The organism is Paraburkholderia phenazinium, assembly GCF_900141745.1.
GTDB lineage: Bacteria > Pseudomonadota > Gammaproteobacteria > Burkholderiales > Burkholderiaceae > Paraburkholderia > Paraburkholderia phenazinium_B.
In genome coordinates this window covers 155,361-179,819 of record NZ_FSRM01000002.1, presented here as the reverse complement: position 1 = coordinate 179,819, position 24,459 = coordinate 155,361, and the positions used below count along the sequence as shown (strand labels likewise).

Genomic DNA, 24,459 nt, shown 5'->3' with positions numbered 1-24,459 from the left:
ATACCGGCTTCCAACAATGCGAATTCCCACTTTGGGCCGGCTATTGCAATCTTAGTCTGCTCTGGAAGAGGCTGATCGAAGCCGTAACACCCAGGGGCTTGCATTAGAGCTGTCATGCCACCCAAGACGGCCGCGCAAGCTTCGTAGAGCGTGCGGACCCCGCCGCAAGAGCATGGGACCGGAGTCACTGTCAAAGCGCTAACCCCGGTCGACACAGGAGACAAAGCTTGGCTACCGTTAATTCCGGCGCGCGGCTCGACCGCCTGCCTATCAGTCGTTTTCACTGGAAGATCCTCGGCCTGATCGGCGCGGGCGCGTTTCTCGACGCGTTCGACATCTATCTCGCCAACGGCTCGCTCGCCGCGATGGTCAAGACGGGCTTCACCGATTTGCGGCTCGGCTCGTTCTTCATCTCCGCGACCTTTATGGGCATGATGATCGGCGCGGGTCTGTCGGGTTATCTCGGCGACCGCTTCGGCCGACGCTATTCGTATCAGGCGAATCTGGCTATCTTCGGTCTCGCGTCGCTAGCAGCGTGCTTCGCGCCGAACATCTATTGGCTGATTCTGCTGCGCTTCCTGATGGGTGTCGGGCTCGGCGCGGAACTGGTGGTAGCGGCCGGCACGCTGTGCGAATTCGTCCCGCCGGCCACGCGCGGGCGCTGGACGTCGCTGCTGGCGCTGATCATCAACTCAGGATTGCTCGGCGCGACGGCGGTCGGCTACTGGGTGATTCCTCATCTGGGCTGGCGCTATATGTTTGCGATTGCCGGCGTCGGCGCGCTCGTTGTCTGGTTCCTGCGCCACCGGATGCCGGAGTCGCCGCGTTGGCTCGAAACGGTGGGTCGGCTCGACGAAGCCGAAGCGACGGTCTCGGCGATCGAGCGAGAGGTCGAGGTACGCGTCGGCAAGCTGCCGCCGGTGGCGCGCGTGGTGAGCCACGAAGTGCCTGCGGCGCCGCTGTCTGCGCTGTTTGCGCGCGGGATGATCGGCCGCACGCTGGTGGCCGCACTCACCTGTATGGCTATCAATATGTCGCTGTACGGTTTCGTGGCCTGGCTGCCGACGTTCTTCGTCAAGGAAGGGTTGACGATCGTACAGTCGCTCGGCTTTGTGCTGCTGATGTCGTTCGGCGCGCCGTTTGGCGCCGTGGTCGGCTACTTTGTGACCGACCGTATGGGACGACGTAACGGCCTCGTGCTGTTTTCCATCGTGACGATCGTGCTGGCCCTGATCTATGTGCAGATGCGTGCGCCTGCGGCGATCTCACTCGTCGGGTTCGCGCTCGTCACCGCGATTTATACGGTCTGCACGCTGGGGCTGTTCGGGTATATCCCGGAGTTGTTTCCGACGGCGCATCGCTTGCGTGGTACTGGCATCGCCGGGACCTGCGGGCGGGCGGCTTCGATGACGACGCCTTATGTCGCGCTGCTGCTATACACCCATTTCGGCGTGACGGGTGTGCTTGCCATGGTCGGCGGTGTGTTGTTGCTGATGAGCGTGGCGATTCTCGCGTTGCGCATCGAGACCAGCCAGCAGACGCTCGAAGAGATTTCCCCGGATACGGAGATGTATGGCGCAGGCGGCGTGGAAGTGGCGACTGGTGGTGTGACGCGGCAGTCTGCGAGGGTGTGAGGTTTGGTTGTGGGGCCTGCCGTGGGTAAGCGCCGGCAATGCGTGAGAAGAGGGCGCGTGATTTAATGTAGGTTCGGTTGGCGCGGAGCCCACGGGGTTCGACGGCTTCCGCCCACGTGGCACATCGCACAACGCGAGGCCCGCATCCGCAGCTTCCGAAGGAGACGCCGTTGACTCAGTCCGATGCCCCTGCCAATGCGCCAACGGCTACGCCGGCGCACACGAAGTCCCACACCTACGTACTGGTCCACGGCGCCTGGCACGGCGGCTGGTGTTGGGAAGCGGTCGCGCAGATCCTCCGCTCGAACGGGCATCGCGTGTTCACGCCGACGCTAAGCGGGCTTGGCGAGCGAAGCAATCTGCTGTCGCCGCAAATCGATCTGCAGGTCTTCATTCAGGACGTCGTCGATGTGCTCGAGCAGCACGACCTCTCCGATGTGATTCTGGTCGGGCACAGCTTCGGCGGCATATCAATCGCTGGCGCTGCCGATCGCGTGCCGCAGCGTATCCGTCAACTGGTGTTTCTCGACGCAGTCGTGCTGTCTAATGGGGAGACGGCGTTTTCGCGGCTCGCGCCGGAGATCGCCGCGGCGCGTAGGCAACTCGCGCTGGAAACCAGTAACGGTTTGACCATCCCGGTACCGCCCGCGAGCGCATTCGGCGTGTTCGAGCCCGATCAGGTCGCATTGCTAGAGCGGTATTGCACACCGCATCCGTTGAAGACGTTCGACGATCCTATTGCTTTGACGGGCCCGGTGGGTGGCGCGCTTCCGAAGGTCTACATCCAGTGCGTCGATCCCGTGTACGCCCCTTTGCAAAGCAGCCGTGACTTTGTGAAAGCGCAGAAGGACTGGGCGTGGGATGAGATTGCTACGGGACACGATGCCATGGTCAGCGCGCCGGAAGCGCTGGCGGAGAAACTGATGGCGTTTGTCTGAGGGAAGCGAGGGGGAGTCGGCGCAGACTGCCGCTGCGCCGTGCGGGAGACGATGGCCCCGCAGGCCGTACCGAGGCTAGCCATTCGGCTAATTGAAACGCCGTTTCGCGCCCGGTTAAGATGGGTCTTTGCGTTGCTGCCGTCCGCCTGTAGGTGGTTGTCGGCGCACCGGCGCTCACTCCATCGGCTTTCGTCATGCATTTCGACTTTGTAGACCTGCGGCTCATCATCAACGTTGCCGACACGAAAAACCTTGCCCGCGCGGCGGAGCGTTCCCACCTTTCGGCACCGGCGGCGAGCAACCGGATCAAGAACCTGGAGGAGCAGCTCGGCTTCAAACTGCTCTATCGAACCAGCCAGGGGGTGACGCCGACGCCAGCCGGCGAGGCGTTCGTCCACCACGCCCGGCTCGTGCTCGAGCGAGTCGAGCATCTGGCGGGCGACATGCAGGAGTACGGCGAAGGCATCAAGGGCCATGTGCGGATCTGGGCCAACACCACGGCGATCAGCGAATTCCTGCCCAATGTCCTGAGCCATTTCCTGCGCGACCATCCCGATGTCAACATCGACTTGCGCGAAGTGCTGAGCGGCGAGATCGTCAAAGGCGTCGCGGATAGCGCGACCGACATCGGCATCGTTGCAGGCAACATGCACGCCGAGCATCTGGAGATGCTGCCGTATCGGGACGACCGGTTGATCCTTGTCACCTCGAAAGACCATGCACTCGCACATGAGCGTTCGGTCGATTTCGCGCAGACGCTCGAGGACAACTTCGTCGGCTTGCCCACCGCGAGCGCGATTCACGCGTTTGTGACGAGCGCGGCCGATACGCTGGGTGTGCGGCTCAAACTGCGCATTCAGGTGGGCAACTTCGAGGCGGCCTGTCGGATGATCGAGGCAGGTGTGGGCATCGGCATCGTGCCGGAGTCTGTCGCGCTGCGCCATGGAAAGACCATGCAGATTGCCCTTGTGCGCCTGAACGACGCGTGGGCGGAGCGCAAGCTGAAGATCTGCGTGCGCAGCGTCAAGGATTTGCCGCCGTTTGCGCGGGCACTGGTCGACCGGTTGATGGCGGGCAATTGAGGTATGCACTCGAAGGCGCCCGAAGGCTCGAAGCGGCGTTCGAAGACATGTCCGCTGGGCGCGCGAGGCAGCCGCGACCTAGACACGTTTCCGGATCGAGAATATTTCGTATAGGAAACGAAATTGTCCTGATAGAAAGGCTACGCACCGCCGCGAGCGGGTCCCCGGAAATCCGCCTATCCTATATGCTGCAAGCCTCCAGGCGGCGCGGACTGATGCGCCCGTGACCTGAGCCGCAGACCCCGCCGCAATTGCGCTTGCCGCCATAAACCCCCGCGTGTATAGTTTCCGAACTTACTCTTGTTTCGTATTGGAAATTTAAGGGATTCCTGTTATGAACGCTTCGACCATCCTCGCCGATCTCGGCATCGCCCAGGCGGCGCAAGCCGGCGACATCGCGGTTCATTCGCCAATCTCCGGCGAGCTCATCGGCCGCGTGGCCAGCCATACCGTCGCCGACGTCGACGCGGCGCTCGCCAATGCCAAGCACGCGTTCAACGTCTGGCGCAATGTGCCGGCGCCGCGCCGCGGCGAACTGGTACGCCTGCTGGGCAACCGTCTGCGCGAGAAAAAGCAGGCGCTGGGCAGCATCATTACGCTCGAAACCGGCAAGATCCTCCAGGAAGGTCTCGGCGAAGTGCAGGAAATGATCGATATTTGCGACTTCGCGGTCGGCCTGTCGCGTCAGCTATACGGCCTGACCATCGCCTCGGAGCGTCCGGGCCACCGCATGGCCGAATCGTGGCATCCCATGGGCACCTGCGTCGTGATCTCCGCGTTCAACTTCCCGGCCGCCGTCTGGTCGTGGAATGCCGCGCTGGCGCTGGTGTGCGGCAACGCCGTGATCTGGAAGCCGTCCGAAAAAACCCCGCTCACCGCGCTGGCCGTCAACCAGATTCTCGCCGAAGCGCTGAAGGAATTCGGCGATGCGCCCGAAGGCCTCACCGCGTTGATCAACGGTGGCCGCGACGTGGGCGCGAAACTCGTTGCCGATCCGCGTGCGTCGATCGTCAGCGCTACCGGCAGCACTGAAATGGGCCGTACGGTTGGCGTCGAAGTGGCGAAGCGCTTTGGCCGCTCGCTATTGGAACTGGGCGGCAACAACGCCGGCATCGTCGCGCAAAGCGCCGATCATGAACTGGCCATGCGCGGCATCCTGTTCTCCGCGGTCGGCACGGCGGGCCAGCGCTGCACGTCCCTGCGCCGCCTGTTCGTGCACGACAGCGTGTATGACAAGACCATCGAGCGTCTGAAGCAGCTTTACAGCAAGGTGCCGATCGGCAACCCGCTAGAGAAGGGCACGCTGATGGGTCCGCTGATCGACAAGCAGTCGTTCAACCGTATGCAGGAAGCGCTGCAGCAGGCGGTCGCGGAAGGCGGCAAGGTGTTCGGCGGCGAGCGCGTCGAGGTGAAGGGCTACGAAAGCGGCTATTACGTGCGCCCGGCGCTCGTCGAAATGCCGTCGCAAACGGCGGTTGTGCTGAAGGAAACCTTCGCGCCGATTCTCTACGTGCTGCGCTACTCGGACTTCGCGGATGCGGTCGACGCGAACAACGCTGCGGTGCATGGTCTGTCCTCCTGCGTGTTCACCACGGATCTGCGTGAAGCAGAGCGTTTCCTGTCCGCTGCCGGTAGCGATTGCGGGATTGCCAATGTGAACATCGGACCGAGCGGCGCGGAAATCGGCGGCGCGTTTGGCGGCGAGAAGGAAACCGGCGGCGGGCGCGAATCGGGTTCGGATGCGTGGAAGGCCTATATGCGCCGCGCGACCAACACGGTCAATTACTCGTCGGCGCTGCCGCTCGCGCAGGGTATCGACTTCAATATCGGCTGATTTTCCGGCTGATGTCCCGGCTGACCGCACGGTTCGTGCGGTCAGCGCCTGCTTTCGATGGAGCCTTGTCGTGAGTGCGAAAGTCGTAATCATCGGCGGTGGCGTGATCGGCAGCTCGATTGCGTATTTCTTGCGGGCTTCGGACCCGACCGTGAGCGTCACCGTGATCGAGCGCGATCCGACCTACGCGCGCTCGTCGTCGGCGTTGTCGGCGGCGTCGATCCGTCAGCAGTTCTCCACACCGCTCTCGATCCAGATGTCGCTGTTCGGCATCGAGTTCTTGCGTTCAATCGGCGAGCGTCTGGAGATCGACGGTGCAAAACCTTCGATCGATCTGCATGAAGGCGGCTACCTGTTCCTTGCCACGCCGGCCGGCGAGCGCACCTTGCGCGAGAATCACGCGCTGCAGAAAAGCCTTGGCGCCGACATCAGTCTGCTCGAGAAAGCGGCATTGCAGGCACGTTTCCCGTGGCTCAATACCGAGGATCTGGTGGCGGGCGCTTATGGGGAAAGCGGCGAGGGCTGGTTCGATGGCTATGGCCTCGTGCAGGCTTTGCGCAAGAAGGCGCAGGCGCTGGGCGCACGCTACATGGCCGATGCGGTGACAGCATTGGATCGCGACGGCAAGCGAGTCACGCAAGTGGTGACGGCGGGCGGCGAGACTTTCCCCTGCGACGTGGTGGTGAATGCGGCGGGAGCGTGGTCGCGCAAGATCGCTCAGATGATCGGCATCGACATTCCGATATTCGCGCGCCGCCGCAGTATTTTCAACGTCAGTTCGCCTGCGCGACTGGAACACTGTCCGTTGCTGATCGATCCGACCGGCGTCTATTTCCGGCCTGAAGGCAAGTCGTTTATCTGCGGGACGTCGCCGAGTGCGGATAACGATCCGGACGATCTGCCGCTCGACGAAGTCGACCACGCGCTGTTCGATGAGGTGATCTGGCCGACGCTGGCGCATCGCGTGCCGCAATTTGAAGCGCTGCGCGTGCAGAATTGCTGGTCGGGCTACTACGAATATAACGTTCTGGATCAGAACGCGATCATCGGCCATCATCCTGATGTCGATAACTGTATCTTCGCCAACGGGTTTAGCGGTCATGGCTTGCAGCAAGGGCCGGCCACCGGGCGCGGCGTCAGTGAACTGATTCTGAACGGGCGTTATACGACGCTCGATCTGTCGTCGCTCAATTTTGAGCGCGTGCTGGAGAACCGGCCGATCGTCGAAAAGAATGTTGTCTAGGTGCGGACAAGTGCAGTTGCGTTGTGCGTCATGTTGCCGGCGCCTTTGGGAATGCGTTAGCTGAACCCGGCCTCGCGCCGGGTTTTTTTGCGCCGAGTGATTCCGAAAACTCAAAACGTAGTGATTAGATATCGTTTGCCGCGCGTGGGGTTGCTGACCACAATCTACGTTGGCGTTGGCTCACGGAGCGCCCTGAGCTCTTAAAGCCGAACCTTTTGCCCCACTCACTTAACTGCTGGCCACGAGCCCGCGGTCTACCGTTTCGACACCATGTTCTCGTTCACTCCACCGTTCGAAGCACCGTCTGGCTCGCCGATTCGTGAGCTGTTCAAATACCTGGGACAGCCGGGCATGATCTCGTTTGCAGGCGGCTATCCGGCGAGCGACCTGTTCGATCGGGCAGGTCTTGATGCAGCGACAGCACGCGCGTCGGAACAGAGCGCGCTGTGTTTGCAATATGGCCCAACCGACGGCTTGCCGGTCCTCAAAGAGGAGCTTGCCAGACTGATGACGCGGCGCGGCACGCCATGTACGCCGCAGGAATTACTGGTGACCACGGGCTCGCAGCAAGGCTTCGATCTGCTGCTGCGCGTAATGGTGGGCGCTGGTGACATCGTACTGGTCGAACAGCCGGCTTATCCGGCGACGCTGCAGGCGCTCAAGTTGCAGCAAGCCGAGGTGATTACGATCCCGGTCGATCAGGACGGCCTCGACGTGGTTGCGTTGACCGCGCTACTCGAAGCGGGCACGCTCAAGCGCGCGCCGAAGCTGCTTTACACGGTGCCCACATTCGCGAATCCGACCGGCGCGACGCTTTCCCATGACCGCCGCATTGCATTGCTGAAGCTGGCGGCGCGGCATCAGTTTCTCGTCATTGAAGATGACCCATACGGGGATCTGCGGTTTGCCGGTGAGGCGGTGCCCTCGCTGCTCGCGTTGAGTGCCCAGGTGCCCGGCTCGCGCGATTGGCTCGTGCACTTTTCGAGTTTGTCGAAGATCGTGGCGCCGGGTTTGCGAGTGGGCTGGACTGTGGCACATGCGGAGATTCTGCGGCGCTGTACGGTCGCCAAGCAGACCGTGGATCTGTGTACCTCGTCCCTGACTCAGGTGATTGCAGCGGAATATCTCGCGAGCGGCGCGCTTGAAGCGCATCTGCCGCAGATCATCGCGGCCTACGCATTGAAATGCAGGACGCTGTGCGATGGTCTCCAGACGCATCTGAAAGACGAGATTGCGTTTCATCGTCCAGCGGGCGGGATGTTCGTATGGGGGCGGCTCGGCGGCGGATTCGATGCGTCCGTTTATCTGAAGGCGTGTATCGAACAGAACGTGATGTTTGTGCCCGGCGTCGCGTTTTATAAGGACAACGTTGACCTGGCGTCGCTGCGATTGTCGTTTGCGGCACCGGGCGTGAGCGATATCGAAGAAGGTGTGCTGCGGTTGAAGCGGGCGCTTGACGCGTTTGGCGGGGCGTGACGATTGCGACGGGGCGTGCGCGTCATCGATAGCCTAACCCGCCCGCAAATGCTGCAACAACGCAAACCCATGCACGCCATGTAGCCAGACATGGCCAGCCACAAACCACGCGGCGATCCACGAAGCCCCGACCACCAGCAGATCGCAGTGCCCGCTATTCCACCAGTTAAGCGAGTGACGGCCTGCAATCCATGGCACGCCAAGCGGGTTAGGCCAATCTGCGAGTAAATGCATCAAGCCGCCGCAAGCAAAGCCAAACGCGATTGCCGCAAACGGATGCGGTAGCCCAAGCCAACGATACGACAACACCAGCAACACGACCCACCCAATGCCCCAATGCGTGACGGTGCGGTGAGTGATCCACAGGCGCCGCTTGCGCGACCACCATGCCACTTCCATCCAGTCGGGCGCCGTACCGCCGGCCACGGCGGCGATAAAACTCGACAACACCCACAGATGAAACGGGCCGCCCGCGCCACTGCGCGCGACGATAGCCGCGGCGATAACACCGGCCGCGAAGCCGGTAGCGTGATGTGCTTTGTTCGATGCCATCGGAAGTGCGCGGCGCCACGTGCGCCGTCTGATTACGAATACGAAGGGCCGTTATATTCGCAGATGCCCGCGCAAAAAGACAGCGCCGCGCGTGCAGTGCAGGCGCGGCGCGAGAGACTCACTCACATTCGTCAAGCGGCAAGCGCCGCGCAAAGCGCAGACGCGATGCCCGCTGCTTAGGTCGCGCAGCGCGCGATATCGAAGCGCATTTCCGGTTCCGGCGGATCGTCCGGCGAGTTGGCCGGCCGCATCACCTTGATGACGGACCCGGCACTGGCAGGCGTAAGTGTAACGAAGTACGAAGTGTTGGAATCCGATCCAACGGCCAGTTCGGTCGCTCCGCCCACGGACGATGCCCGTACGCGCGAAAGACGGCTCTCCAGGCATTCTGTAATGTCGGAGGTGGTGCGTTGCGACGTCACGAACACCAGCGGTTGCGACGCATCGCGCGCGGGACCGGACGAGCCGCAGGCCGCAAGCGTGAGTGCTGTGGGAACGAGTAACAGAAGAAGTTTTTTCATGATCGGATCGTCGGCGCTCCCGGTCGGGCGCGGGAACTGGGCCATGGGCGGAGAACGTGGTGCTCCGCGACGAAGCCGCCGGTCAACCGCGGCGAGCGCCTGATGAGGCCTGCAGCGTGGAAGGCGGCTGCAGCGAGTATACCTGCGTATGCATGACGGTTCGACACTTGTGCGTTTCGCGCGCCCATAAAAAAACGCACGCGTGATCGTGTCACGCGTGCGCTGTTCAGCAGTCTCAACAGACCGGATCGTTCGATCCGGTCCGCAGCTTCATTAGAAGCGGTGACGCAGACCGACGGTCGCTGCGACCTGGTTGCCGGTCGACGACGGCGACAGCGTGTTGATCATAGCCACGTTCGCGCTGCCATCGCCCAACGAGCCCGACGCATGCTGGTACACACCTTCCAGGTAGAAGTCGGTGCGCTTGCTGAGCGAGTAGTCAGCCTGCAGCGAAACGGTTTGCCACTTCGGATCGCCATCGCTCGTGCCGCCCGTCGCATGGCCGTTCGTGAACGTGTACGCCGCGTTCAGGCTCAGCGCCGGAGTCAGAGCGTACTTGCCGTTGACTTCATAGTTGTCGAGGTGCAGGTTCGTACCCGTCGGCACCGTGAAGCCCACGCCGTTCTGGTCGCCAGCGATCAGGTTGTCGTCCTGTGTGTGCGTGTACAGCAGACCAACCGTAGCCGGACCGAACGAGTAATTCGCGCCCACGCCATACGTGCGCTGCGTTGCTGCCGTCAGGTTGGCGTCGTTGCCTGCGCCTGCCGACACCGCGCCGCCCGAGTTCGAGCTGCCCAGTGAGTTGTTCATCTGCAGGTAGGCAGCTGCAACATTCAACGGGCCGTTGGTGTACGAAGCGCCGGCGCTATATGCGCGGTTGTTCGCGAACTGGCCAGCGTCGTTGCTGAAGCCGTACAAGCCGCCGAAGTGGAAACCGGCGTAGTTCGCGCTCTGGTATTTGACTGCGTTCTTGATCGAGAACGAGTTGTCGAGGTTGTCGTTGTCGAACGGGTGGGCGGCGAGGTTGTTGCCGTAGCCCGAACCTGCTTCCGACAGCGGACCGAGGTAGTCGACCACGGAGTCATATTGACGGCCGAGGGTCAGCGTACCGTACTGGTCGCTTTGCAGACCGACGAAAGCCTGACGGTTGAACAACGTGTTGCTTTCGTTGAACTGGCCGTTGTTAATGTTGAAGCCGTCTTCCAACGTGAAGATGGCATGCAGGCCGCCGCCGAGGTCTTCGCTGCCGCGCAGGCCGAAGTACGTATCCGACACCGTGCCGCTACCTTGTTGCCAGTTATTGTGGCCACCCTGGTTGTTCGTGTAGACCAGACCGGCATCCAGCGTGCCGTACAACGTGACGCTGCTTTGTGCGTGGGCGTTGATGGCGAACGCGCCCATGATGCCCGCGATGATGAGGGTTTTTTTCATGCTTTTTAACTCCGAGACAGTCCGTAGAGAATCGCGATATAGGACTTAATGCCGACGCCGCCGGCCGCCTAGTGATTCGCAGCGAAGTGTATTCCGTCTAATCCATTGATTTGCGTTGTATGACGCAACAATGCTTTTCCGAATCAGGAATGGCGCGTTTGATCAGACGTAAGTGCAAGTAAATAAAGTGAATTTCTGTTTGATTTATTGGGCGTCACGATGTTGTCAACTGTTTTGATGTTGCACGTGCGCGACGCCCGTCCCTGGCGGCTCAGCGACTTACGGGCTGTTGGCCGGGCGACAGGATTTCGATTCTTAAGTTTCGCGAAAGAGATTATTCCATTTGTTGTTGCGATTACGCCGGGTTACTCGATTTACAATTAAGCGCACCCTTTGACCGAGGGTGTCTTTTTCATCTGTTTATACGCGGCCTTCGGGCCGCGTTTTTTTATTCTGTATTGAATTCGATTATAAGTTCCTGGTAATTTCGAAAAACATTTTTCTATAAATGGAAACAATCGGCCACCTTGGCTGAAAGGCGTAGGCCGTCCTTGGCGGTCGCGCGGACAGGTAGAATCGAACCCTGAGCCCTGTGCTGATGAACCTGTTCCAAACCTGAGCGACCCTGCAATGACCGACAAGTCCCTTCCTTCGCCCGACACCGCGGCCGATTCCGCGACGGAAGACCTCCCCGACGTGCCCGAGATCCAGCACGAAGCGCGTTTGTGGCGCGATGACGGCTGGACGGCGCGCGTCATCAAGAACGAAGACGACGACGGCTGGGCGGTGGAAATGATCAAGGACGGCGAGGCGGAGCCTGCGCTGGTCGGACCATGGACGATGGGACGTGACAAGAAGAACCCGAAACCGCTCGATACGGGTGCTTTCAATACGTTGGTGAAGACGGCGTCGGAGGTATTGCGCCGCCATGAGCAGCAGCTGCACGCCATGCTGCACAAACGGGTCACAGTGGATTCGCCGTCCGGCGACGGGGAACTGGCGGTCACGCTCGACATCGTGCCGAGCGAAGATGATCCCTACGCGTTGTTGACCGCGTTCGACGCTTTTGGCGAACAGCTCGCGCAGGTGAAAGTGGCGCCTAACTTCAAGCTAGGCAAAGCAAACGCTACCGCGTGGGTGGCAGACGGCTTTCGGCGTCCGGGCTGAGTCCGCGCCAAACCGGGGTGAGATCTCCGGGCGCGGCGCTCGCACCCGTTCTCAATTCCGCTTGCAGAAAATTGCCGTAACGTGCGGGGCGACGTGATGCACGATTGCCGCCGTGCTGCCGGCCTGCGTGACCGCCTCCTGCACGCTCGAATCGCTGCCCCACACCACGGCGCCGTAAGCTGAATTGGCAAGCGGCTCGCCGTCGCCGGTACGGAACATCGGATCGTCCTTCTCGAAGCCGACCACCGCGAACACGTGAAAGCCGAAGGCGGTCAGGTCGGCGCTTTTGGCCGGCTTGAATGCATTGATCGAATTGCTTTCGACGCGCATCGGCGTTGCCTCGATCAGTTGCTGCTGGGCGAGGTCCGCGATGAACTGATGTCCGGATTCGTTGCAGGCAAGCGACGCGTCGAGCGCCGTGGCGGCGTGGCCGGCAAGCGGCAGGGCTGTCGCAGACAAGACGAGCAGGGCGATGGAAAAAACGTGCTTCATGGCCTTCAGGGTAGCGTGGTCGAAATGGCAAATTCGCCGCACGGCAAGGCTGGAAGGGCCGCCGCGCGGGTTGCGCATCTGGATTACACGGCGTTACAGGCGCAACTGGATTCGCACTTTACCAACGTTCGGGGATTCGTGCTGAAGTCCGCTCCTGTCAACGGTTAGAGGGATTTTTGTTGCGGAGAAGAGCAAGATTTCCTGTAACCGTATATATTTCCGGGTTATGAATTCGCGACCAATAGCCCTAAAAAACGTTCCGGTCCCAAAAACGTGGGACGCGAGACTTGCCCGCCGGCTCGTGACGCCGCTGGTGAACACGTTTGTCACCCCTAATCACCTGACCACCCTGCGCCTCCTGATCGGCGTCGCGGGCGCGCTGGGCTTGGCCCGTGGCGGGTTTGTATGGGCCAATGCAGGCGCACTGCTGATCGTGCTGTCGAACTTCGTCGACCACACGGACGGCGAGCTCGCGCGCATCAGCGGCAAGTCGAGCCGGATCGGTCATTTTTACGATCTGGCGTGCGACGCCCTGGTGACGGTCCTGCTGTTCGTTGGCTTGGGCCTTGGCATTGGCCCGGTGCACGAAGTCGGCCGGGTCTTGCCGGGCGGGTTCCTTGGAGGACTGGCCGGAGTGGCGGTCGCCGTGATTTTCTTCCTGCGTATGCGGATTGAAGACATGGAAGGAAAATCGGGCACCAAACAGGCATCGGTGGCCGGTTTCGAGACCGAAGACGTGCTGTACCTGCTGCCACTCGTCACGCTGACGGGCATCATCACGCCGTTCGTGGTGGCTGCTTCGATCGGCGCGCCGCTTTTTGCCATCTGGGTGATCGTCGACTATCGCCGCGCGCTGCGTCGCAATGCACGCCCCGTGGCCGAGACCAGTCAGATGCAGGTTAGTCAATGAGTACGCAGGCCGAAGAGCACGTGGTCAGGCAGGCGTCGTTCCAGCAGGTGTCCGGCGCACCAGCGCCCGCGGCCGCTCCCGAGGCGGATCGCGCAGTCGCCGGCCGTACACGCCAGTTCGACACAGCCGGTCTGCGCAAGGAATTCGCCGATCAGGGCGCCTTCCTCTACATGGAAGACTTCCTGGCGCCCGAGGTGACGGCGCAACTGGTGCATAGCGCCCGCGCGTTGCTCGACGAGGTGAACCGCAATTACCTGCCGGGGCACAAGCAGGGCGGCAGTGTCAGCCGTCACACGATCGACCGTCTCGCGCCATTCATTGCCGAGCTGTATCGCTCGAAAGAGCTGATCGGCTGGCTGGAGCAGTTGAGCGGCGACAAGCTGATGGTTTCGCCGGCGGACGATCCGCACGCCTATGCGCTGTACTACTACATGCGGCCGGGCGACCATATTGGCTGGCACTACGACACCTCTTACTACGACGGCCGTCGCTATACGCTGCTGCTTGGCGTGATCGACGAGTCGTCGTGCCGTCTCGATTACGAACTGCACACGCGCAACCCGGACGTGCCGGACGTGCCGGGCTCCGTGCAGATTCCACCGGGCGGCCTGGTGTTTTTCGACGGCGACAAGCTGCGCCACCGCATCACGCCGGCTGGCGCCAACGAATTCCGCGTCTCGCTGACGTTTGAATACGTTACCGATCCGAACATGCGCCCGTGGCGGCGTTTCATCTCGAACATGAAAGACGCGATCGCCTACTTCGGCTTCCGCCAGGTGTTCCGTCAGATGGTCAAAGGCAAAGGGGCCGGCGCATGACTCGCGCGGCCGTGATCCTGCTGACGATCGGCGTGGCGCTGTTCGTCGCGCTGCTCGCCTGGCAGGGCCTTGGTTCCGTTACGTCGACGCTGATGGCGGCCGGTTGGGGCCTGGCGCTGGTGGCCGCATTCCATCTCGTGCCGCTGGTGCTCGATTCGGCGGCGATCGCCGTGCTGTTCGACCGCCGGCGCGACGGTGTAAGCGCGCTCGATGCGCTGCTGGCGCGCTGGACCGGCGAGTCGGTCAACAGCCTGTTGCCGGCCGGACAGATTGGCGGCCCTGTGGTGATCGTGCGGCAACTGTCGCAACGCGGCATGCGCATGCGCGATGCGGCCGCCGCGATCACGGTCAGCACCACGCTGCAGGCGCTCGCGCAAATCGTTTTTGCCGTGCTCGGCCTGCTGCTGTTCGGCGCCTACGCGGCGCAAGGCGCGCTGCACGATCTGCGCACCGCAACTTTTATTGCCACCGCTATACTCGCCGGAATGATTGCGCTGTTCTTCTTCGCCCAGCGCCGCGGCCTGTTTGGACGGCTTTTGCGGGTGGTGTCGAAGGTGTTCGGCAAGCGCGACTGGTCATCGCTCACGATGCGCGCCGATGCCGTCGATGGTGCCGTGCAGGCGCTCTATCGCGACCGCGCCCGCGTGTTGGCGAGTTTTGCGCTGAGCCTGGTAGGCTGGATCGTCGGCACCGTGGAAGTGTGGCTTGCGCTGCGCTTCCTCGGTCATCCGGTGGGCTGGATCGATGCGTTGCTGCTCGAAAGCCTGGGTCAGGCAATTCGCGGCGCTGCGTTTGCGATTCCCGGTTCGCTTGGCGTGCAGGAGGGCGGTTATCTGCTGCTCGCGCCGCTTGTCGGCTTGCCGCCGGAGGCGGCGCTGGCGCTGTCGCTTGCCAAGCGCGCCCGTGAGCTCCTGCTTGGCTTGCCGGGCCTGTTGTACTTGCATTTCAGTGAAAGAAACTGGCAGCGTCGGCGCGCGACGCAGGTGCCGGCTGTCGACAAATCTTACTTTTAGAAAGGGACCGCGCATGCGTGCCATTATTCTCGCTGCGGGCCTTGGCCTGCGTCTCCAGCTTCCGCCTGGTGAACAGTTCCCGAAGTGTCTGCTGCAGTTCGACGGCGTGAGCCTGCTCGAGCGGCATCTGCAGATGCTCGAAACCGCTGGCGTGACCGACGTCGTGCTGGCGCTCGGTTTCCAGCCGGAACTGGTCGCGGCAGAGCTGAAGCGCATCAACTGGCCGCACCCGGTCGAGACGGTGATCAATCCGCGTTTCGACCTCGGCAGCGTGCTGACGGTGCACACCGTAGCGGACGCATTGACGCGCGGCGGCGACGTCTTGCTGATGGACGCCGACGTGCTGTATGACGAGCGCATCCTGAATGCCCTGGTGGCGGGCGAGACGGCAAACCGGCTGCTGATCGACCGTGATTTCGAAGCGGGCGACGAGCCCGTCAAGCTGTGTCTGAAAGACGGCGTGCCGGTCGAGTTGCGCAAGCAGCTCGCGGTGAACCTCGAATACGACACGATTGGCGAGTCGGTCGGGTTCTTCCGTTTCCGCGAGCAAACGGCGCAGCGCTTTGCGCAGATCGTGGCGGGCTACATCGACAGCGGCCGCTCGAATCTGCCACACGAAGAGGCCGTGCGCGATCTGCTGCTCGAGGGCAGCCAGGTGTTCGATACTGCCGACGTGACCGGCGCACCGTGGATCGAGATCGACTTCCCGAATGACGTCGTGCGTGCCCGTACCGAGATCCTGCCGCAATTGCAGCCGCTGGTCATGGCGCCGCGTTAAGCTTCGCTTCCCGCCTTTCTATGCGATGTGAGTGTGCCGGCTGATGCCGGCACATTTCTTTTCTGCGCGCTTCGTTGCATCCTCAACCATCTCGCACAGATTCCGCGCAGGGTCATCACAGCATGCTGTGCTGTGCAAATCACCTTCCTTAACAACATCTGTTGCCGGGGCAATGCGATAATTGCACCTTTACGCCGACGGTTTCGTCAACCGTCGTCTCGCCAATGCCTCTCGCCCTGGGTGCATTCATCGTCCCGTTGATCGTCGCATGTGCGATGTTCATGGAAAACGTGGACGGCACAGTCATCGTGACGTCGCTCCCCGTCCTCGCGCGCGACCTCGGCCAAAGTCCCATTACCCTTAAGCTTGCCATCACGAGTTATGTGATCGGCCTCGGCGTCTTTATTCCCATCTGCGGTTGGGTGGCCGACCGCTTCGGCTCACGCACGGTGTTTCGCACGGCAATCGGCATCTTCATGACCGGCTCGCTGATGTGCGCTGCATCGAGTTCGCTCGGCACGTTTGTGTTTGCGCGCTTCGTGCAGGGGCTTGGCGGTGCGTTGATGGTGCCGGTCGGACGCATCATTATTTTCCGCTCGCTGCCGAAGTCGGAGTTCATCCGGGCCATGAACTACCTGACGGTGCCCGCGTTGCTCGGCCCCGTGCTTGGGCCGCCGCTCGGCGGCTTCATCACCACGTATCTGCATTGGCGCCTGATCTTTTTCATCAACATTCCGATCGGCGTGCTCGGCATCTGGCTCACGAACAGGCACATCGCCAATGTCCACGAGGCGCATCCGGGACGGCTCGACTGGTTCGGTTTCGTATTGTCGGCGGCCGGCGCTTCGCTGTTTATGCTGGGCGCGTCGCTGGTGGGCGGCGAACTGGTGTCGAACAGTCTGTCGCTCGGTATGTGCGTGGCCGGCGCCGCGTTGCTGCTCGTGTACTGGTTGTATGCGAGCCGTGTTGAACTGCCGGTGCTCGATCTGCGTCTGCTGCGCATTCCGAGCTTCCATGCAAGCGTGCTGGGTGGCTCGCTGTTTCGCATTGGTCTTGGCGCGGTGCCGTTTCTGCTGCCATTAGCGTTGCAGGAAGGGCTTGGCATGACGGCCTTCGTGTCAGGTTCAATTACCTGTGCTTCAGCGTTCGGCGCGTTCTTCATGAAGGCGGCCGCCTCGCGGGTGCTGGAGCGCTTCGGATTTCGCCAGGTGCTGATGGTCAATGCGGGCCTGGCGGGCTTGGCGATCGCGGTCTACGGACTGTTTTTCCCCGGCATGCCGCATTGGGCAATCTGGTGCATCGTGCTGTTCGGCGGCTTCTTCCCGTCGCTGCAGTTCACCTCGCTGAATACGCTGGCTTATGCGGATATCCCTGCCCGCGACATCGGCCGTGCCACTAGCGTGGCGAGCGTGATCCAGCAGATCTCGCTTGGGCTCGGCGTGACGATCGGCGGTATCGTGCTGGAGATTTCGCACCATCTGCAGGGTCATCCGGCGATTGTGTGGTCGGACTTCTGGCCAGCGTTTCTGGTGGTGGGTTTGTTCTCGGTCGGTTCGATTCCTGTTACGGCGCGTCTGCCGCAGGGTAGTGGCGATGAGATCGCAAAGGGTAGCCGGGGCCGCGCATGATGGACCCGGCTGTTGAGTCTTACTTCCGCGATGGCACGACGCAACCGCGGTCAGATCGCCTCACGCACTGCCCGCAAGAACTGCTGGGTCCGTTGGTGCTGAGGCGCAGCGAAAAATTGCTGGGGCGTTCCCTGCTCGAGGATCTTCCCCTCCGAAAAGAAGCAGACGCGGTCCGCGAATTCGCGCGCAAAACCCATCTGGTGCGTGACCATCAGCATCGTCAGGTTGTGCTCGCTCCCGAGGCGGCGGATCACATTGAGTACTTCGCCGCATAACTCGGGATCGAGCGCGGACGTCACTTCGTCGAACAGCATTACTTTTGGGCGCATCGCCAGCGCTCGTGCAATGGCCACGCGTTGCTGCTGGCCACCCGACAGTTGCGACGGGTAGTGATCGCATTTGTCTTCCAGTCCTACCAGCGACAGCAGCTCCCGCGCGCGGTCGGTTGCCTCCTTGCGGGAAAGGTCATGCACGCGCATGGGTGCTTCGATGGTATTGGCGAGCGCGGTCATATGCGGAAACAGGTTAAAGCTTTGAAACACCATACCGATCTTGCTGCGCACGCGGCGCAGATGCCGCACGGAGGCCGGTACCAGTTCGCCGTTCTTGCACATATGCGTAAGCGGCTCGCCGTCGACTTCGATCGTACCGCCGGTTAGCGGATCCAGCGTCATCAGCACGCGTAGCAGCGTCGACTTGCCAGAGCCGCTTGGCCCGATGATGGCCACTTTCTCGTTGCGGGCGATTTCCAGATCAAGGCTGTCGAGCACCGTGAGCGCGCCATAGCGCTTGGTTACGCCGGCGAACCGGACCATCGGCGCCTCGGCTTCACAGCCTGCTGCCGTGCTCAACACGTCTGCGGGATCTCGGTTCATCTCTTTCTCCATCACGGGGGCATCCGGCTGCAACGGGGTGGATGTTTCGGTATCGGTCTTCATGGCAGCCTCAGCCTGAACTCGAGGCGCCGCACAAGTTGTGCAAATGTGACGCTGATAAGGAGGAAGAACAGGCCCGCCATCGTGATCGGCTCCAGATAGCGGAACGTTTCCGAGCCGATATTCTTGGCCTGCTGCATCAGTTCGACGACGGTGATTGCCGAGAGCACGGGCGTGTCCTTGAACATCGCGACGAGGTAATTGCCAAGCGCCGGAATCACGGCGCGGATCGCTTGTGGCAGGATCACGCCGCTATATGTGCGCCACGGCGAAAGCGACAGCGCGCAGGCAGCTTCCCACTGGCCGCGCGCCACGCCGTTGAGCCCCGCGCGGTACACCTCGGAGGTGTAGCACGCATAATGCAGCGCGATGCCGACCGTACCGGCCGTCAGTGCGGACATGGTGATGCCATATACCGGTAGCACATAGAACAGTACGTACACCTGAATCAGCAGTGGCGTGCTGCGGATAAATTCAACGACGAAGCCGACTCCCCGCGACAGCGGCTTGAGATGGCTGCGGCGCAAGATCGCCAACACAAGGCCGAGCACCAGCGCGATCGCAAAGCCGACCATCGTGATGAGAACCGTATAGAGCGATGCGCGCAGCAGCGCTGGCAGGATGTGCGCAGCATAGTGCAGATCGAAGAAGCTGTTCATCGGACGGCCCTCTGGCTCATGCCATGACTCGCACGCCGCTCGAAATACCGCATCAGCGCTACAAGGATTTGCGCGAGCACGAAATAGATCACCAGCGTGAGCGTAAAAATCTGCGCAGTCTTGAAGGTGGCCTCGTCGAGTTGCCGTGCGCGAAAGGTCAGATCCGATAACGTGATCAAAGAAACCAGTGAGGTGCCCTTGAGCAGCTCGATCATCAGATTGGTTGCGGGTGGCAAGGCATTGATCATCGCCTGCGGCAGGATGATGCGGCGCATCCGCGTCAGCGGCGACAGGTTGAGCGCGAGCGCCGCTTCGAACTGGCCGCCGGGCACGGAGCGCAAGGCGCCGCGCAGAATTTCCGAGCCGTAAGCGCCGTAGTGCAATCCGAGTCCGACTATAGCCACCGTGAAAGGTGCCAGTTCCAGATGAAACGGTGGCAGCGGCAGCACGAAGAAGAACCAGAATAGTTGCACCAGCAACGAGGTTCCGCGAAACACTTCCACGTACACGTTGCCAATCCAGCGTAACGGCGCCCAGGGCGCGAGCCTGGCCGCAGTCGCTGCGAAGGCCATGGCGATCGCGAGCAGGGTGCTGCACACCGCGATCCCGATGGTGACGAGCGTACCCTGCAACAACAGGGGAAACAGTTCACGCATGGCGGTTCCTCGCTTGCATGTGGCGGCGCACAGGAGCGCGCGCGGCTGAAACCCGATGGACACGCTGGCACGCGTATCCCGTGGCCTTATTTACCGCAGATTTGGGCGGCGCTCTTCGTGGTCAGATTTGACTTGTCGAAGCCAAACGGCGCAACCGTCTGCAGATGATCGGTCGTGCCGAGCCAGGCGTGCAACTGCTTGTTAACCGCATCGCGCAGGTCCGTGTCTTCGGGACGAAACGCCAGCGCGCCGTAGCCGGTGTGCTTGGGATCATCAGTGAAACTGGCAATCGCCTCAACCTGCGATGGATCTTTTGCTGCCAGACCCTTCATCGTCAATGCGGTACCGACGGCAGCGTCGGAACGACGTGCGCGAACAGCCTGCAGTTGAGCGGTCGTGTCGGGAACCTGTAGCAACTGATCGTCCTTGACGCCGCTGTCGTGCGCATAGCCCAGTTCAACCGTGCCCGCCATTGCCGCAAGTTTCGTGTCAGGCTGCTTTGCCACATCCGCGTAGCTATGCAGATGTTTGGGGTTGCCTTGCAAAACCAGCAAGGTGTCCTGAATCTGGTATTGCGGATCGGCGAACGCAACCTGCCCGCATCGCTCCGGCGTGATGTACATGCCGGCGGCGATCACGTCGAAGCGGCCCGCACGCAGACCGGGAATCAGCGATCCCCATTCGGTAAGCACGCCGTCTACCTTCTTCACACCGAGCCTGGCGAATATCTTGCGGGCAATTTCCGGCGACTCGCCGGTCACCTGGCCGTCCGGCGTCGTATAGGCGAAGGGCGCTTCGTTCGCATAGCCGATGCGAACTTCGCCGGTGCGTTGGATGCGCTGCAACGTCGTTTCCGCTGACGCGGCCTGGGTATGCATAACCATGCTCGCCGCTGCGAGGCAGAGGACTCCCAGCATTCCTGAAGTGCGCTTCGCTTTCATGTCGATCCCGATAGATGACGCTGTGAATGGGGCGGCGCGTCATGCGCCGGATCGCTCTAAGGGTTGGCCCCAGGCAATGGCGCAGCATCCGCGAGAGTTGCCATACGCGCATCGCGGCAGGCATCTCGATCGCAGGATACAAAGCCATTTTTTTGTTCCGATTGCTCTAGGACAATAATTTTTCGCCGTCATTTGGTTGCACTATAAGTGGGCAAACCAGCGGCAATACCGGGAGGCGAGGGTGATCGAGCAGTGGCGGGAAGCCGTGCGCGCGGTGCACGGAGTGGAGTCGAAGTACAAGCGACTGGTGAAAGCGATCGCGGGCGACATCGAAACTTCCGCGTTGCGGGCCGGCGCGCGCCTGCCTCCGCAGCGCGACGTGGCGGCGGAACTGGCGATCAGCGTGCAGACGGTTACCAACGCGTACAAGGAACTCGAACGGCAGGGCCTGATCCGCTGCGAAGTGGGCCGTGGCAGCTTCGTGGCGGCGCGCGTGACCGAGACCATGTCGAACTACATGCTCGACATCGCCGAACGCTCCGTGGTCGATTTTTCTATTGCGCGCATCATCCATACGTCTGAACACGATGCGATGTGGCGCAAGGTCTGCGCGACGCTGGCGACGCTCGAAGACCAGCCCTGGATTCGAGCGTTCCGGCCGATTGCCGGCTTCGAGCATCACCGTCAGGCGGGAGTGGCATGGCTCGCGTCTCTAGGCATGCCGGCCACTGCCGATTCGCTGCTGGTCACCAACGGCGCGGCACACGGCATTTTTCTCGCGCTGGCCTCGCTGGTCGGCCCCGGCGATACAGTGCTGTGCGAAAGCCTGACCGATCACGGCGTGATCGGCTCGGCCAATGTCCTGGGCTTTACGCTCAAAGGCCTTGAAATCGACGAATACGGTATCCATCCGGAGCATTTCGAGGAGATGTGCGATAGCGAGCGCGTCACCGCGCTGGTTTGCACGCCGACGCTCAACAATCCCACCGTCGCGCTGATGCCCGACTCGCGGCGGCGTGCGATTGCCCGCATTGCCGAGCGTTATGGCGTCTACGTGATCGAGGATGACGTGTATGGACCGCTGCCCGCCAAAGCCGCCACGCCGATCGCAAGCCTGATCCCCGAGCTGTCGTTCTACTGCACGAGCATGACCAAATCCGTGCTGACGGGACTACGCATCGGTTATATGACGACGCCACGCCGCCTCGCTCTGCGCGCTGAGAGCGTGTTGCGCGTCAATAGCTGGATGGCGACGTCGCCGATGGCGGAGGTGGCCACACGCTGGGTCGCCGATGGCACCGCTGCGCGGCTGGTGCAGATACAGCGCGAACGGCTCGCGCGGCGGCAGGCCGTGCTCAAGCAGATACTCGGTGCCTATGTTCTGGGCGCGCATCCACACGCATTGTCGGCGTGGTTGCGTGTGCCCGATCATTGGCAGGCGGAACGGCTTGTACGCGAACTGCGCAACCGCGACATTGCAGTGACCTCGCCTGACCCATTCCTCGTGCGAGGCGCGGAGCGTCCGAATGCCGTACGCGTGTGTGTAGGTGCTGAAGTGAGCGAGGAGGCCTATAAAGATGCGCTCGAAACGATGCGCGAGGTCTTCGAGCAATATCCGCAGGTGCATGATTTCGCGTGAGGCCTTGGCATGTTCTTCGGGTCAAGCCTGAAATGAACTAGGACAATAAGAATCAGTTTTTAGAACATTAGACTGGTTTGCATTGAGACCGATGCAAGCCACTATGACCTTCGCGAGCGATCTTTCCCTGGTCGATGTCTACCGCGCGCGCCGCCGCCTCGAAGGCCGCGTGCTGCGCACGCCGCTGGTCGAATCGCCGGCACTGTCGGCGTTGGCGCAAACGCCGGTCTTTCTGAAACTCGAGACGCTCCAGCCGACCGGCAGCTTCAAGTTGCGCGGCGCCACCAACGCGCTGGCTTCGCTCGCGGAGTGCGGCTGCAGACAGGTTGTGACCGCTTCGACCGGCAATCACGGCCGCGCAGTGGCGCATGCGGCGCGGGCACTCTCCATAGAGGCCACGGTGTGCATGTCGGCGCTTGTTCCAGGCAACAAGGTGGAGGCCGTGCGGGCACTCGGTGCGTGCGTGCGCATTGTCGGCAGAAGCCAGGACGAAGCGGAGCACGAAGCCCTGCGTCTGGCGCGCGAAGAGGGTTTTGCCTACGTGCCGCCGTTTGACGATCTGAACGTCATTGCCGGGCAGGCCACCATTGGCCTTGAAATCGCGGAGGCGTTGCCAGAGGCCGGCAACATCGTCGTGCCGTTATCGGGCGGTGGCCTGTTTGCGGGCGTGGCCTTCGCCGCCAGGAGCATCAATCCGGAGATTGGCATGACCGGCGTCACCATGTCGCGCGGCGCCGCGATGCATGCGAGTCTCGCCGCCGGCCGGCCGGTGCAGGTCGAGGAAGTCGAATCGCTGGCGGATTCGCTGGGCGGCGGGATCGGACTCGACAATCGCTATACGTTTGCACTCACACGTGACCTGATCGACGCAGCAGTGTTGCTCGACGAGGCATCGATCGCCCGCGGCATCGAACATGCCTACCGGCACGAGCGGCTAGTGATCGAAGGGGCGGCGGCTGTCGGCATTGCGGCCGTGCTCGACGGCGTCCTGCCCGCAGACAGGTTGCGGCGCGGACCCCTCGTGCTGGTGATCAGCGGCGCGAACATCGATATCGATCAGCATCGCCGCATCGTCAATGCGGTGTGACACAGGAATAGGCCATGACGTCCGCCTCCATTTCCATTCTCGGCGAAGCGCAACTTCGCGAACTCGTGCCGCTGGACCTGGCAGCAGTCGATCAGGTGGAAGCCGCCTTTCTCGCACTCGCCACGGAAGCAGTTGCGATGCCGCCTGTACTGCGTCTCGATCTGCCCGGCCAGCACGGCGAGGTCGATGTGAAAACCGCTTATCTGCCGCGCTTCGCCAGCTTTGCGATCAAGGTAAGTCCTGGTTTTTTCAATAATCCGTCGTTGGGTTTGCCGAGTCTCAATGGATTGATGCTGGTGCTCTCTGCGCAAACCGGGCTGACTGAAGCGGTGCTGCTCGATAACGGTTATCTCACTGCCGTCCGGACCGCAGCCGCGGGCGCCGTCGCGGCGCGCTGGCTTGCAAAACAGGCAACGCCGCAGGTCGCGATGATTGGGGCCGGCGAGCAGGCACGCTTGCAATTGCAGGCGCTGATGTTGGTGCGGCGCGTCGAGCGCGTCTCCGTATGGGCCCGCAATCGCGCAGCCGCAGAGCGCTTCGCCGCGGATACGACGGCACGATTGGGTGTGCATTGCGACATCGCGCGTGATGTCCACCATGCACTTGCCGAGGCGGATATCGCCATTACCACGACGCCCAGCCGCACCCCTCTGGTGGAAGCGCCAGATCTGCATCCGGGCTTGCACATCACCGCGATGGGTTCGGACGCCGAGCACAAGAACGAGATCGCTCCGGCCGCACTGGCGGCGGCACGCTACTTCTGTGACCGCATGCAACAAACGCGCGTGCTGGGGGAGCTGCACCACGCATTGGAAGCGGGCGCGGTGGATGTGCACGCAACGTTTTCCGAACTGGGCCAGGTGATCGCGGGCCAGGCCAAGGGCCGCACGCATGAGTGCGATGTGACGATTTGCGACCTGACCGGGACCGGTGCACAGGACACGGCCATTGCCGCGCTCGCGCTTTCGCGTGCACGGGAGGCTGGAGCTGGAACGATTTTCCGCAACGAAGCGAAAGGCTGAGAG

24 protein-coding genes are annotated in these 24,459 nt (G+C 62.0%); 16 read left to right on the top strand and 8 right to left on the bottom strand.

Going from position 1 to position 24,459, the window contains the following annotated elements; all coding sequences use genetic code 11:
- The first annotated feature begins 227 nt into the window (after nucleotides 1–227).
- From BUS06_RS20910 to BUS06_RS20885, 6 genes are all read left to right on the top strand, one after another.
- Nucleotides 228–1,634: an MFS transporter gene (locus BUS06_RS20910; protein ID WP_074266359.1), complete on the top strand. Its 1,407-nt coding sequence runs from the start codon at nucleotides 228–230 to the stop codon at nucleotides 1,632–1,634.
- A gap of 170 nt (nucleotides 1,635–1,804) precedes the next feature.
- Nucleotides 1,805–2,572 carry an alpha/beta fold hydrolase gene (locus BUS06_RS20905; protein ID WP_083611543.1) on the top strand — a complete coding sequence of 256 codons (768 nt, stop codon included), beginning with the start codon at nucleotides 1,805–1,807 and terminating at the stop codon, nucleotides 2,570–2,572.
- A 194-nt stretch (nucleotides 2,573–2,766) separates the two neighbouring features.
- Entirely contained in the window at nucleotides 2,767–3,654 is an 888-nt protein-coding gene (locus BUS06_RS20900) for a LysR family transcriptional regulator (protein ID WP_074266358.1), read from the top strand.
- A gap of 334 nt (nucleotides 3,655–3,988) precedes the next feature.
- Complete coding sequence (gene amaB / locus BUS06_RS20895) at nucleotides 3,989–5,488, top strand: L-piperidine-6-carboxylate dehydrogenase (protein ID WP_074266357.1); 1,500 nt, start codon at nucleotides 3,989–3,991, stop codon at nucleotides 5,486–5,488.
- A 70-nt stretch (nucleotides 5,489–5,558) separates the two neighbouring features.
- Complete coding sequence (locus tag BUS06_RS20890) at nucleotides 5,559–6,731, top strand: NAD(P)/FAD-dependent oxidoreductase (RefSeq protein ID WP_074266356.1); 1,173 nt, start codon at nucleotides 5,559–5,561, stop codon at nucleotides 6,729–6,731.
- Nucleotides 6,732–7,001: 270 nt separating this feature from the next.
- Nucleotides 7,002–8,207 (top strand): aminotransferase-like domain-containing protein, encoded by a 1,206-nt coding sequence (locus tag BUS06_RS20885; RefSeq protein WP_074266355.1) that lies wholly within the window; start codon nucleotides 7,002–7,004, stop codon nucleotides 8,205–8,207.
- 33 nt (nucleotides 8,208–8,240) lie between these two features.
- Here BUS06_RS20885 and BUS06_RS20880 read toward each other — a convergent pair whose 3' ends face one another.
- From BUS06_RS20880 to BUS06_RS20870, 3 genes are all read right to left on the bottom strand, one after another.
- The gene (locus BUS06_RS20880; protein ID WP_074266354.1) at nucleotides 8,241–8,759 is read right to left on the bottom strand and encodes a metal-dependent hydrolase; all 519 of its coding nucleotides are present in this window, start codon (nucleotides 8,757–8,759) and stop codon (nucleotides 8,241–8,243) included.
- Nucleotides 8,760–8,935: 176 nt separating this feature from the next.
- Nucleotides 8,936–9,280 carry a sugar ABC transporter ATPase gene (locus BUS06_RS20875; protein ID WP_143787626.1) on the bottom strand — a complete coding sequence of 115 codons (345 nt, stop codon included), beginning with the start codon at nucleotides 9,278–9,280 and terminating at the stop codon, nucleotides 8,936–8,938.
- 273 nt (nucleotides 9,281–9,553) lie between these two features.
- Nucleotides 9,554–10,711 (bottom strand): porin, encoded by a 1,158-nt coding sequence (locus BUS06_RS20870; RefSeq protein ID WP_074266352.1) that lies wholly within the window; start codon nucleotides 10,709–10,711, stop codon nucleotides 9,554–9,556.
- A 630-nt stretch (nucleotides 10,712–11,341) separates the two neighbouring features.
- Here BUS06_RS20870 and BUS06_RS20865 point away from each other — a divergent pair.
- Nucleotides 11,342–11,878, top strand: a complete 537-nt coding sequence (locus tag BUS06_RS20865; RefSeq protein ID WP_074266351.1) for a hypothetical protein — start codon at nucleotides 11,342–11,344, stop codon at nucleotides 11,876–11,878.
- A gap of 51 nt (nucleotides 11,879–11,929) precedes the next feature.
- Here BUS06_RS20865 and BUS06_RS20860 read toward each other — a convergent pair whose 3' ends face one another.
- A complete protein-coding gene (locus BUS06_RS20860; RefSeq protein WP_074266350.1) occupies nucleotides 11,930–12,370 on the bottom strand; it encodes a hypothetical protein in 441 nt (146 codons plus the stop codon).
- Between BUS06_RS20860 and BUS06_RS37900 the strand changes: the two genes are divergently transcribed.
- The 6 genes from BUS06_RS37900 (at nucleotide 12,362) to BUS06_RS20835 (ending at nucleotide 17,517) form a co-directional block, all read left to right on the top strand.
- Nucleotides 12,362–12,538 carry a hypothetical protein gene (locus BUS06_RS37900; RefSeq protein WP_167379413.1) on the top strand — a complete coding sequence of 59 codons (177 nt, stop codon included), beginning with the start codon at nucleotides 12,362–12,364 and terminating at the stop codon, nucleotides 12,536–12,538. The two genes, BUS06_RS20860 and BUS06_RS37900, sit on opposite strands and share 9 nt — an antisense overlap.
- Nucleotides 12,539–12,596: 58 nt before the next feature.
- A complete protein-coding gene (locus tag BUS06_RS20855) occupies nucleotides 12,597–13,280 on the top strand; it encodes a CDP-alcohol phosphatidyltransferase family protein (RefSeq protein ID WP_074266349.1) in 684 nt (227 codons plus the stop codon).
- Nucleotides 13,277–14,098 (top strand): HalD/BesD family halogenase, encoded by an 822-nt coding sequence (locus BUS06_RS20850; protein ID WP_074266348.1) that lies wholly within the window; start codon nucleotides 13,277–13,279, stop codon nucleotides 14,096–14,098. The genes BUS06_RS20855 and BUS06_RS20850 overlap by 4 nt, the downstream gene beginning before the upstream one ends.
- Nucleotides 14,095–15,111, top strand: coding sequence for a flippase-like domain-containing protein (locus tag BUS06_RS20845; protein ID WP_074266347.1), 1,017 nt, complete (start codon nucleotides 14,095–14,097; stop codon nucleotides 15,109–15,111). Before BUS06_RS20850 ends, BUS06_RS20845 begins: the two co-directional genes overlap by 4 nt.
- Nucleotides 15,112–15,124: 13 nt before the next feature.
- On the top strand, nucleotides 15,125–15,889 hold the full coding sequence (locus BUS06_RS20840) for a phosphocholine cytidylyltransferase family protein (protein WP_074266346.1): 765 nt from the start codon (nucleotides 15,125–15,127) through the stop codon (nucleotides 15,887–15,889).
- A gap of 224 nt (nucleotides 15,890–16,113) precedes the next feature.
- The gene (locus BUS06_RS20835; RefSeq protein ID WP_074266345.1) at nucleotides 16,114–17,517 is read left to right on the top strand and encodes an MFS transporter; all 1,404 of its coding nucleotides are present in this window, start codon (nucleotides 16,114–16,116) and stop codon (nucleotides 17,515–17,517) included.
- A 50-nt stretch (nucleotides 17,518–17,567) separates the two neighbouring features.
- Here the strand turns inward: BUS06_RS20835 and ehuA are convergent, their stop codons facing one another.
- From ehuA to ehuB, 4 genes are all read right to left on the bottom strand, one after another.
- The gene (gene ehuA, locus BUS06_RS20830) at nucleotides 17,568–18,455 is read right to left on the bottom strand and encodes an ectoine/hydroxyectoine ABC transporter ATP-binding protein EhuA (protein WP_438803543.1); all 888 of its coding nucleotides are present in this window, start codon (nucleotides 18,453–18,455) and stop codon (nucleotides 17,568–17,570) included.
- Nucleotides 18,452–19,111, bottom strand: coding sequence for an ectoine/hydroxyectoine ABC transporter permease subunit EhuD (ehuD, locus tag BUS06_RS20825; RefSeq protein ID WP_074266344.1), 660 nt, complete (start codon nucleotides 19,109–19,111; stop codon nucleotides 18,452–18,454). Before ehuD ends, ehuA begins: the two co-directional genes overlap by 4 nt.
- The gene (gene ehuC / locus BUS06_RS20820; protein ID WP_074266343.1) at nucleotides 19,108–19,767 is read right to left on the bottom strand and encodes an ectoine/hydroxyectoine ABC transporter permease subunit EhuC; all 660 of its coding nucleotides are present in this window, start codon (nucleotides 19,765–19,767) and stop codon (nucleotides 19,108–19,110) included. Before ehuC ends, ehuD begins: the two co-directional genes overlap by 4 nt.
- Before the next feature lie 86 nt (nucleotides 19,768–19,853).
- The gene (gene ehuB, locus BUS06_RS20815) at nucleotides 19,854–20,708 is read right to left on the bottom strand and encodes an ectoine/hydroxyectoine ABC transporter substrate-binding protein EhuB (protein ID WP_074266342.1); all 855 of its coding nucleotides are present in this window, start codon (nucleotides 20,706–20,708) and stop codon (nucleotides 19,854–19,856) included.
- 241 nt (nucleotides 20,709–20,949) lie between these two features.
- Here ehuB and BUS06_RS20810 point away from each other — a divergent pair, with 241 nt between their 5' ends.
- From BUS06_RS20810 to BUS06_RS20800, 3 genes are all read left to right on the top strand, one after another.
- The gene (locus BUS06_RS20810; protein ID WP_074266341.1) at nucleotides 20,950–22,347 is read left to right on the top strand and encodes a MocR-like ectoine utilization transcription factor EhuR; all 1,398 of its coding nucleotides are present in this window, start codon (nucleotides 20,950–20,952) and stop codon (nucleotides 22,345–22,347) included.
- A 91-nt stretch (nucleotides 22,348–22,438) separates the two neighbouring features.
- The gene (eutB, locus tag BUS06_RS20805; protein WP_074266340.1) at nucleotides 22,439–23,434 is read left to right on the top strand and encodes a hydroxyectoine utilization dehydratase EutB; all 996 of its coding nucleotides are present in this window, start codon (nucleotides 22,439–22,441) and stop codon (nucleotides 23,432–23,434) included.
- A 14-nt stretch (nucleotides 23,435–23,448) separates the two neighbouring features.
- Nucleotides 23,449–24,456: a cyclodeaminase gene (locus BUS06_RS20800; protein ID WP_074266339.1), complete on the top strand. Its 1,008-nt coding sequence runs from the start codon at nucleotides 23,449–23,451 to the stop codon at nucleotides 24,454–24,456.
- The last annotated feature ends 3 nt before the right edge of the window (nucleotides 24,457–24,459 follow it).

Bases quoted from the DNA above. Each gene is read 5' to 3' on its own strand.
- BUS06_RS20900 (WP_074266358.1), top strand. From the start codon at position 2,767: ATGCATTTCGACTTTGTAGACCTGCGGCTCATCATCAACGTTGCCGAC.
- amaB (WP_074266357.1), top strand. From the start codon at position 3,989: ATGAACGCTTCGACCATCCTCGCCGATCTCGGCATCGCCCAGGCGGCG.
- BUS06_RS20885 (WP_074266355.1), top strand. From the start codon at position 7,002: ATGTTCTCGTTCACTCCACCGTTCGAAGCACCGTCTGGCTCGCCGATT.
- BUS06_RS20880 (WP_074266354.1), bottom strand. From the start codon at position 8,759: ATGGCATCGAACAAAGCACATCACGCTACCGGCTTCGCGGCCGGTGTT.
- BUS06_RS20875 (WP_143787626.1), bottom strand. From the start codon at position 9,280: ATGAAAAAACTTCTTCTGTTACTCGTTCCCACAGCACTCACGCTTGCG.
- BUS06_RS20870 (WP_074266352.1), bottom strand. From the start codon at position 10,711: ATGAAAAAAACCCTCATCATCGCGGGCATCATGGGCGCGTTCGCCATC.
- BUS06_RS20865 (WP_074266351.1), top strand. From the start codon at position 11,342: ATGACCGACAAGTCCCTTCCTTCGCCCGACACCGCGGCCGATTCCGCG.
- BUS06_RS20860 (WP_074266350.1), bottom strand. From the start codon at position 12,370: ATGAAGCACGTTTTTTCCATCGCCCTGCTCGTCTTGTCTGCGACAGCC.
- BUS06_RS20855 (WP_074266349.1), top strand. From the start codon at position 12,597: ATGAATTCGCGACCAATAGCCCTAAAAAACGTTCCGGTCCCAAAAACG.
- BUS06_RS20850 (WP_074266348.1), top strand. From the start codon at position 13,277: ATGAGTACGCAGGCCGAAGAGCACGTGGTCAGGCAGGCGTCGTTCCAG.
- BUS06_RS20845 (WP_074266347.1), top strand. From the start codon at position 14,095: ATGACTCGCGCGGCCGTGATCCTGCTGACGATCGGCGTGGCGCTGTTC.
- BUS06_RS20840 (WP_074266346.1), top strand. From the start codon at position 15,125: ATGCGTGCCATTATTCTCGCTGCGGGCCTTGGCCTGCGTCTCCAGCTT.
- BUS06_RS20835 (WP_074266345.1), top strand. From the start codon at position 16,114: ATGCCTCTCGCCCTGGGTGCATTCATCGTCCCGTTGATCGTCGCATGT.
- ehuA (WP_438803543.1), bottom strand. From the start codon at position 18,455: ATGAAGACCGATACCGAAACATCCACCCCGTTGCAGCCGGATGCCCCC.
- ehuD (WP_074266344.1), bottom strand. From the start codon at position 19,111: ATGAACAGCTTCTTCGATCTGCACTATGCTGCGCACATCCTGCCAGCG.
- ehuC (WP_074266343.1), bottom strand. From the start codon at position 19,767: ATGCGTGAACTGTTTCCCCTGTTGTTGCAGGGTACGCTCGTCACCATC.
- ehuB (WP_074266342.1), bottom strand. From the start codon at position 20,708: ATGAAAGCGAAGCGCACTTCAGGAATGCTGGGAGTCCTCTGCCTCGCA.
- eutB (WP_074266340.1), top strand. From the start codon at position 22,439: ATGCAAGCCACTATGACCTTCGCGAGCGATCTTTCCCTGGTCGATGTC.
- BUS06_RS20800 (WP_074266339.1), top strand. From the start codon at position 23,449: ATGACGTCCGCCTCCATTTCCATTCTCGGCGAAGCGCAACTTCGCGAA.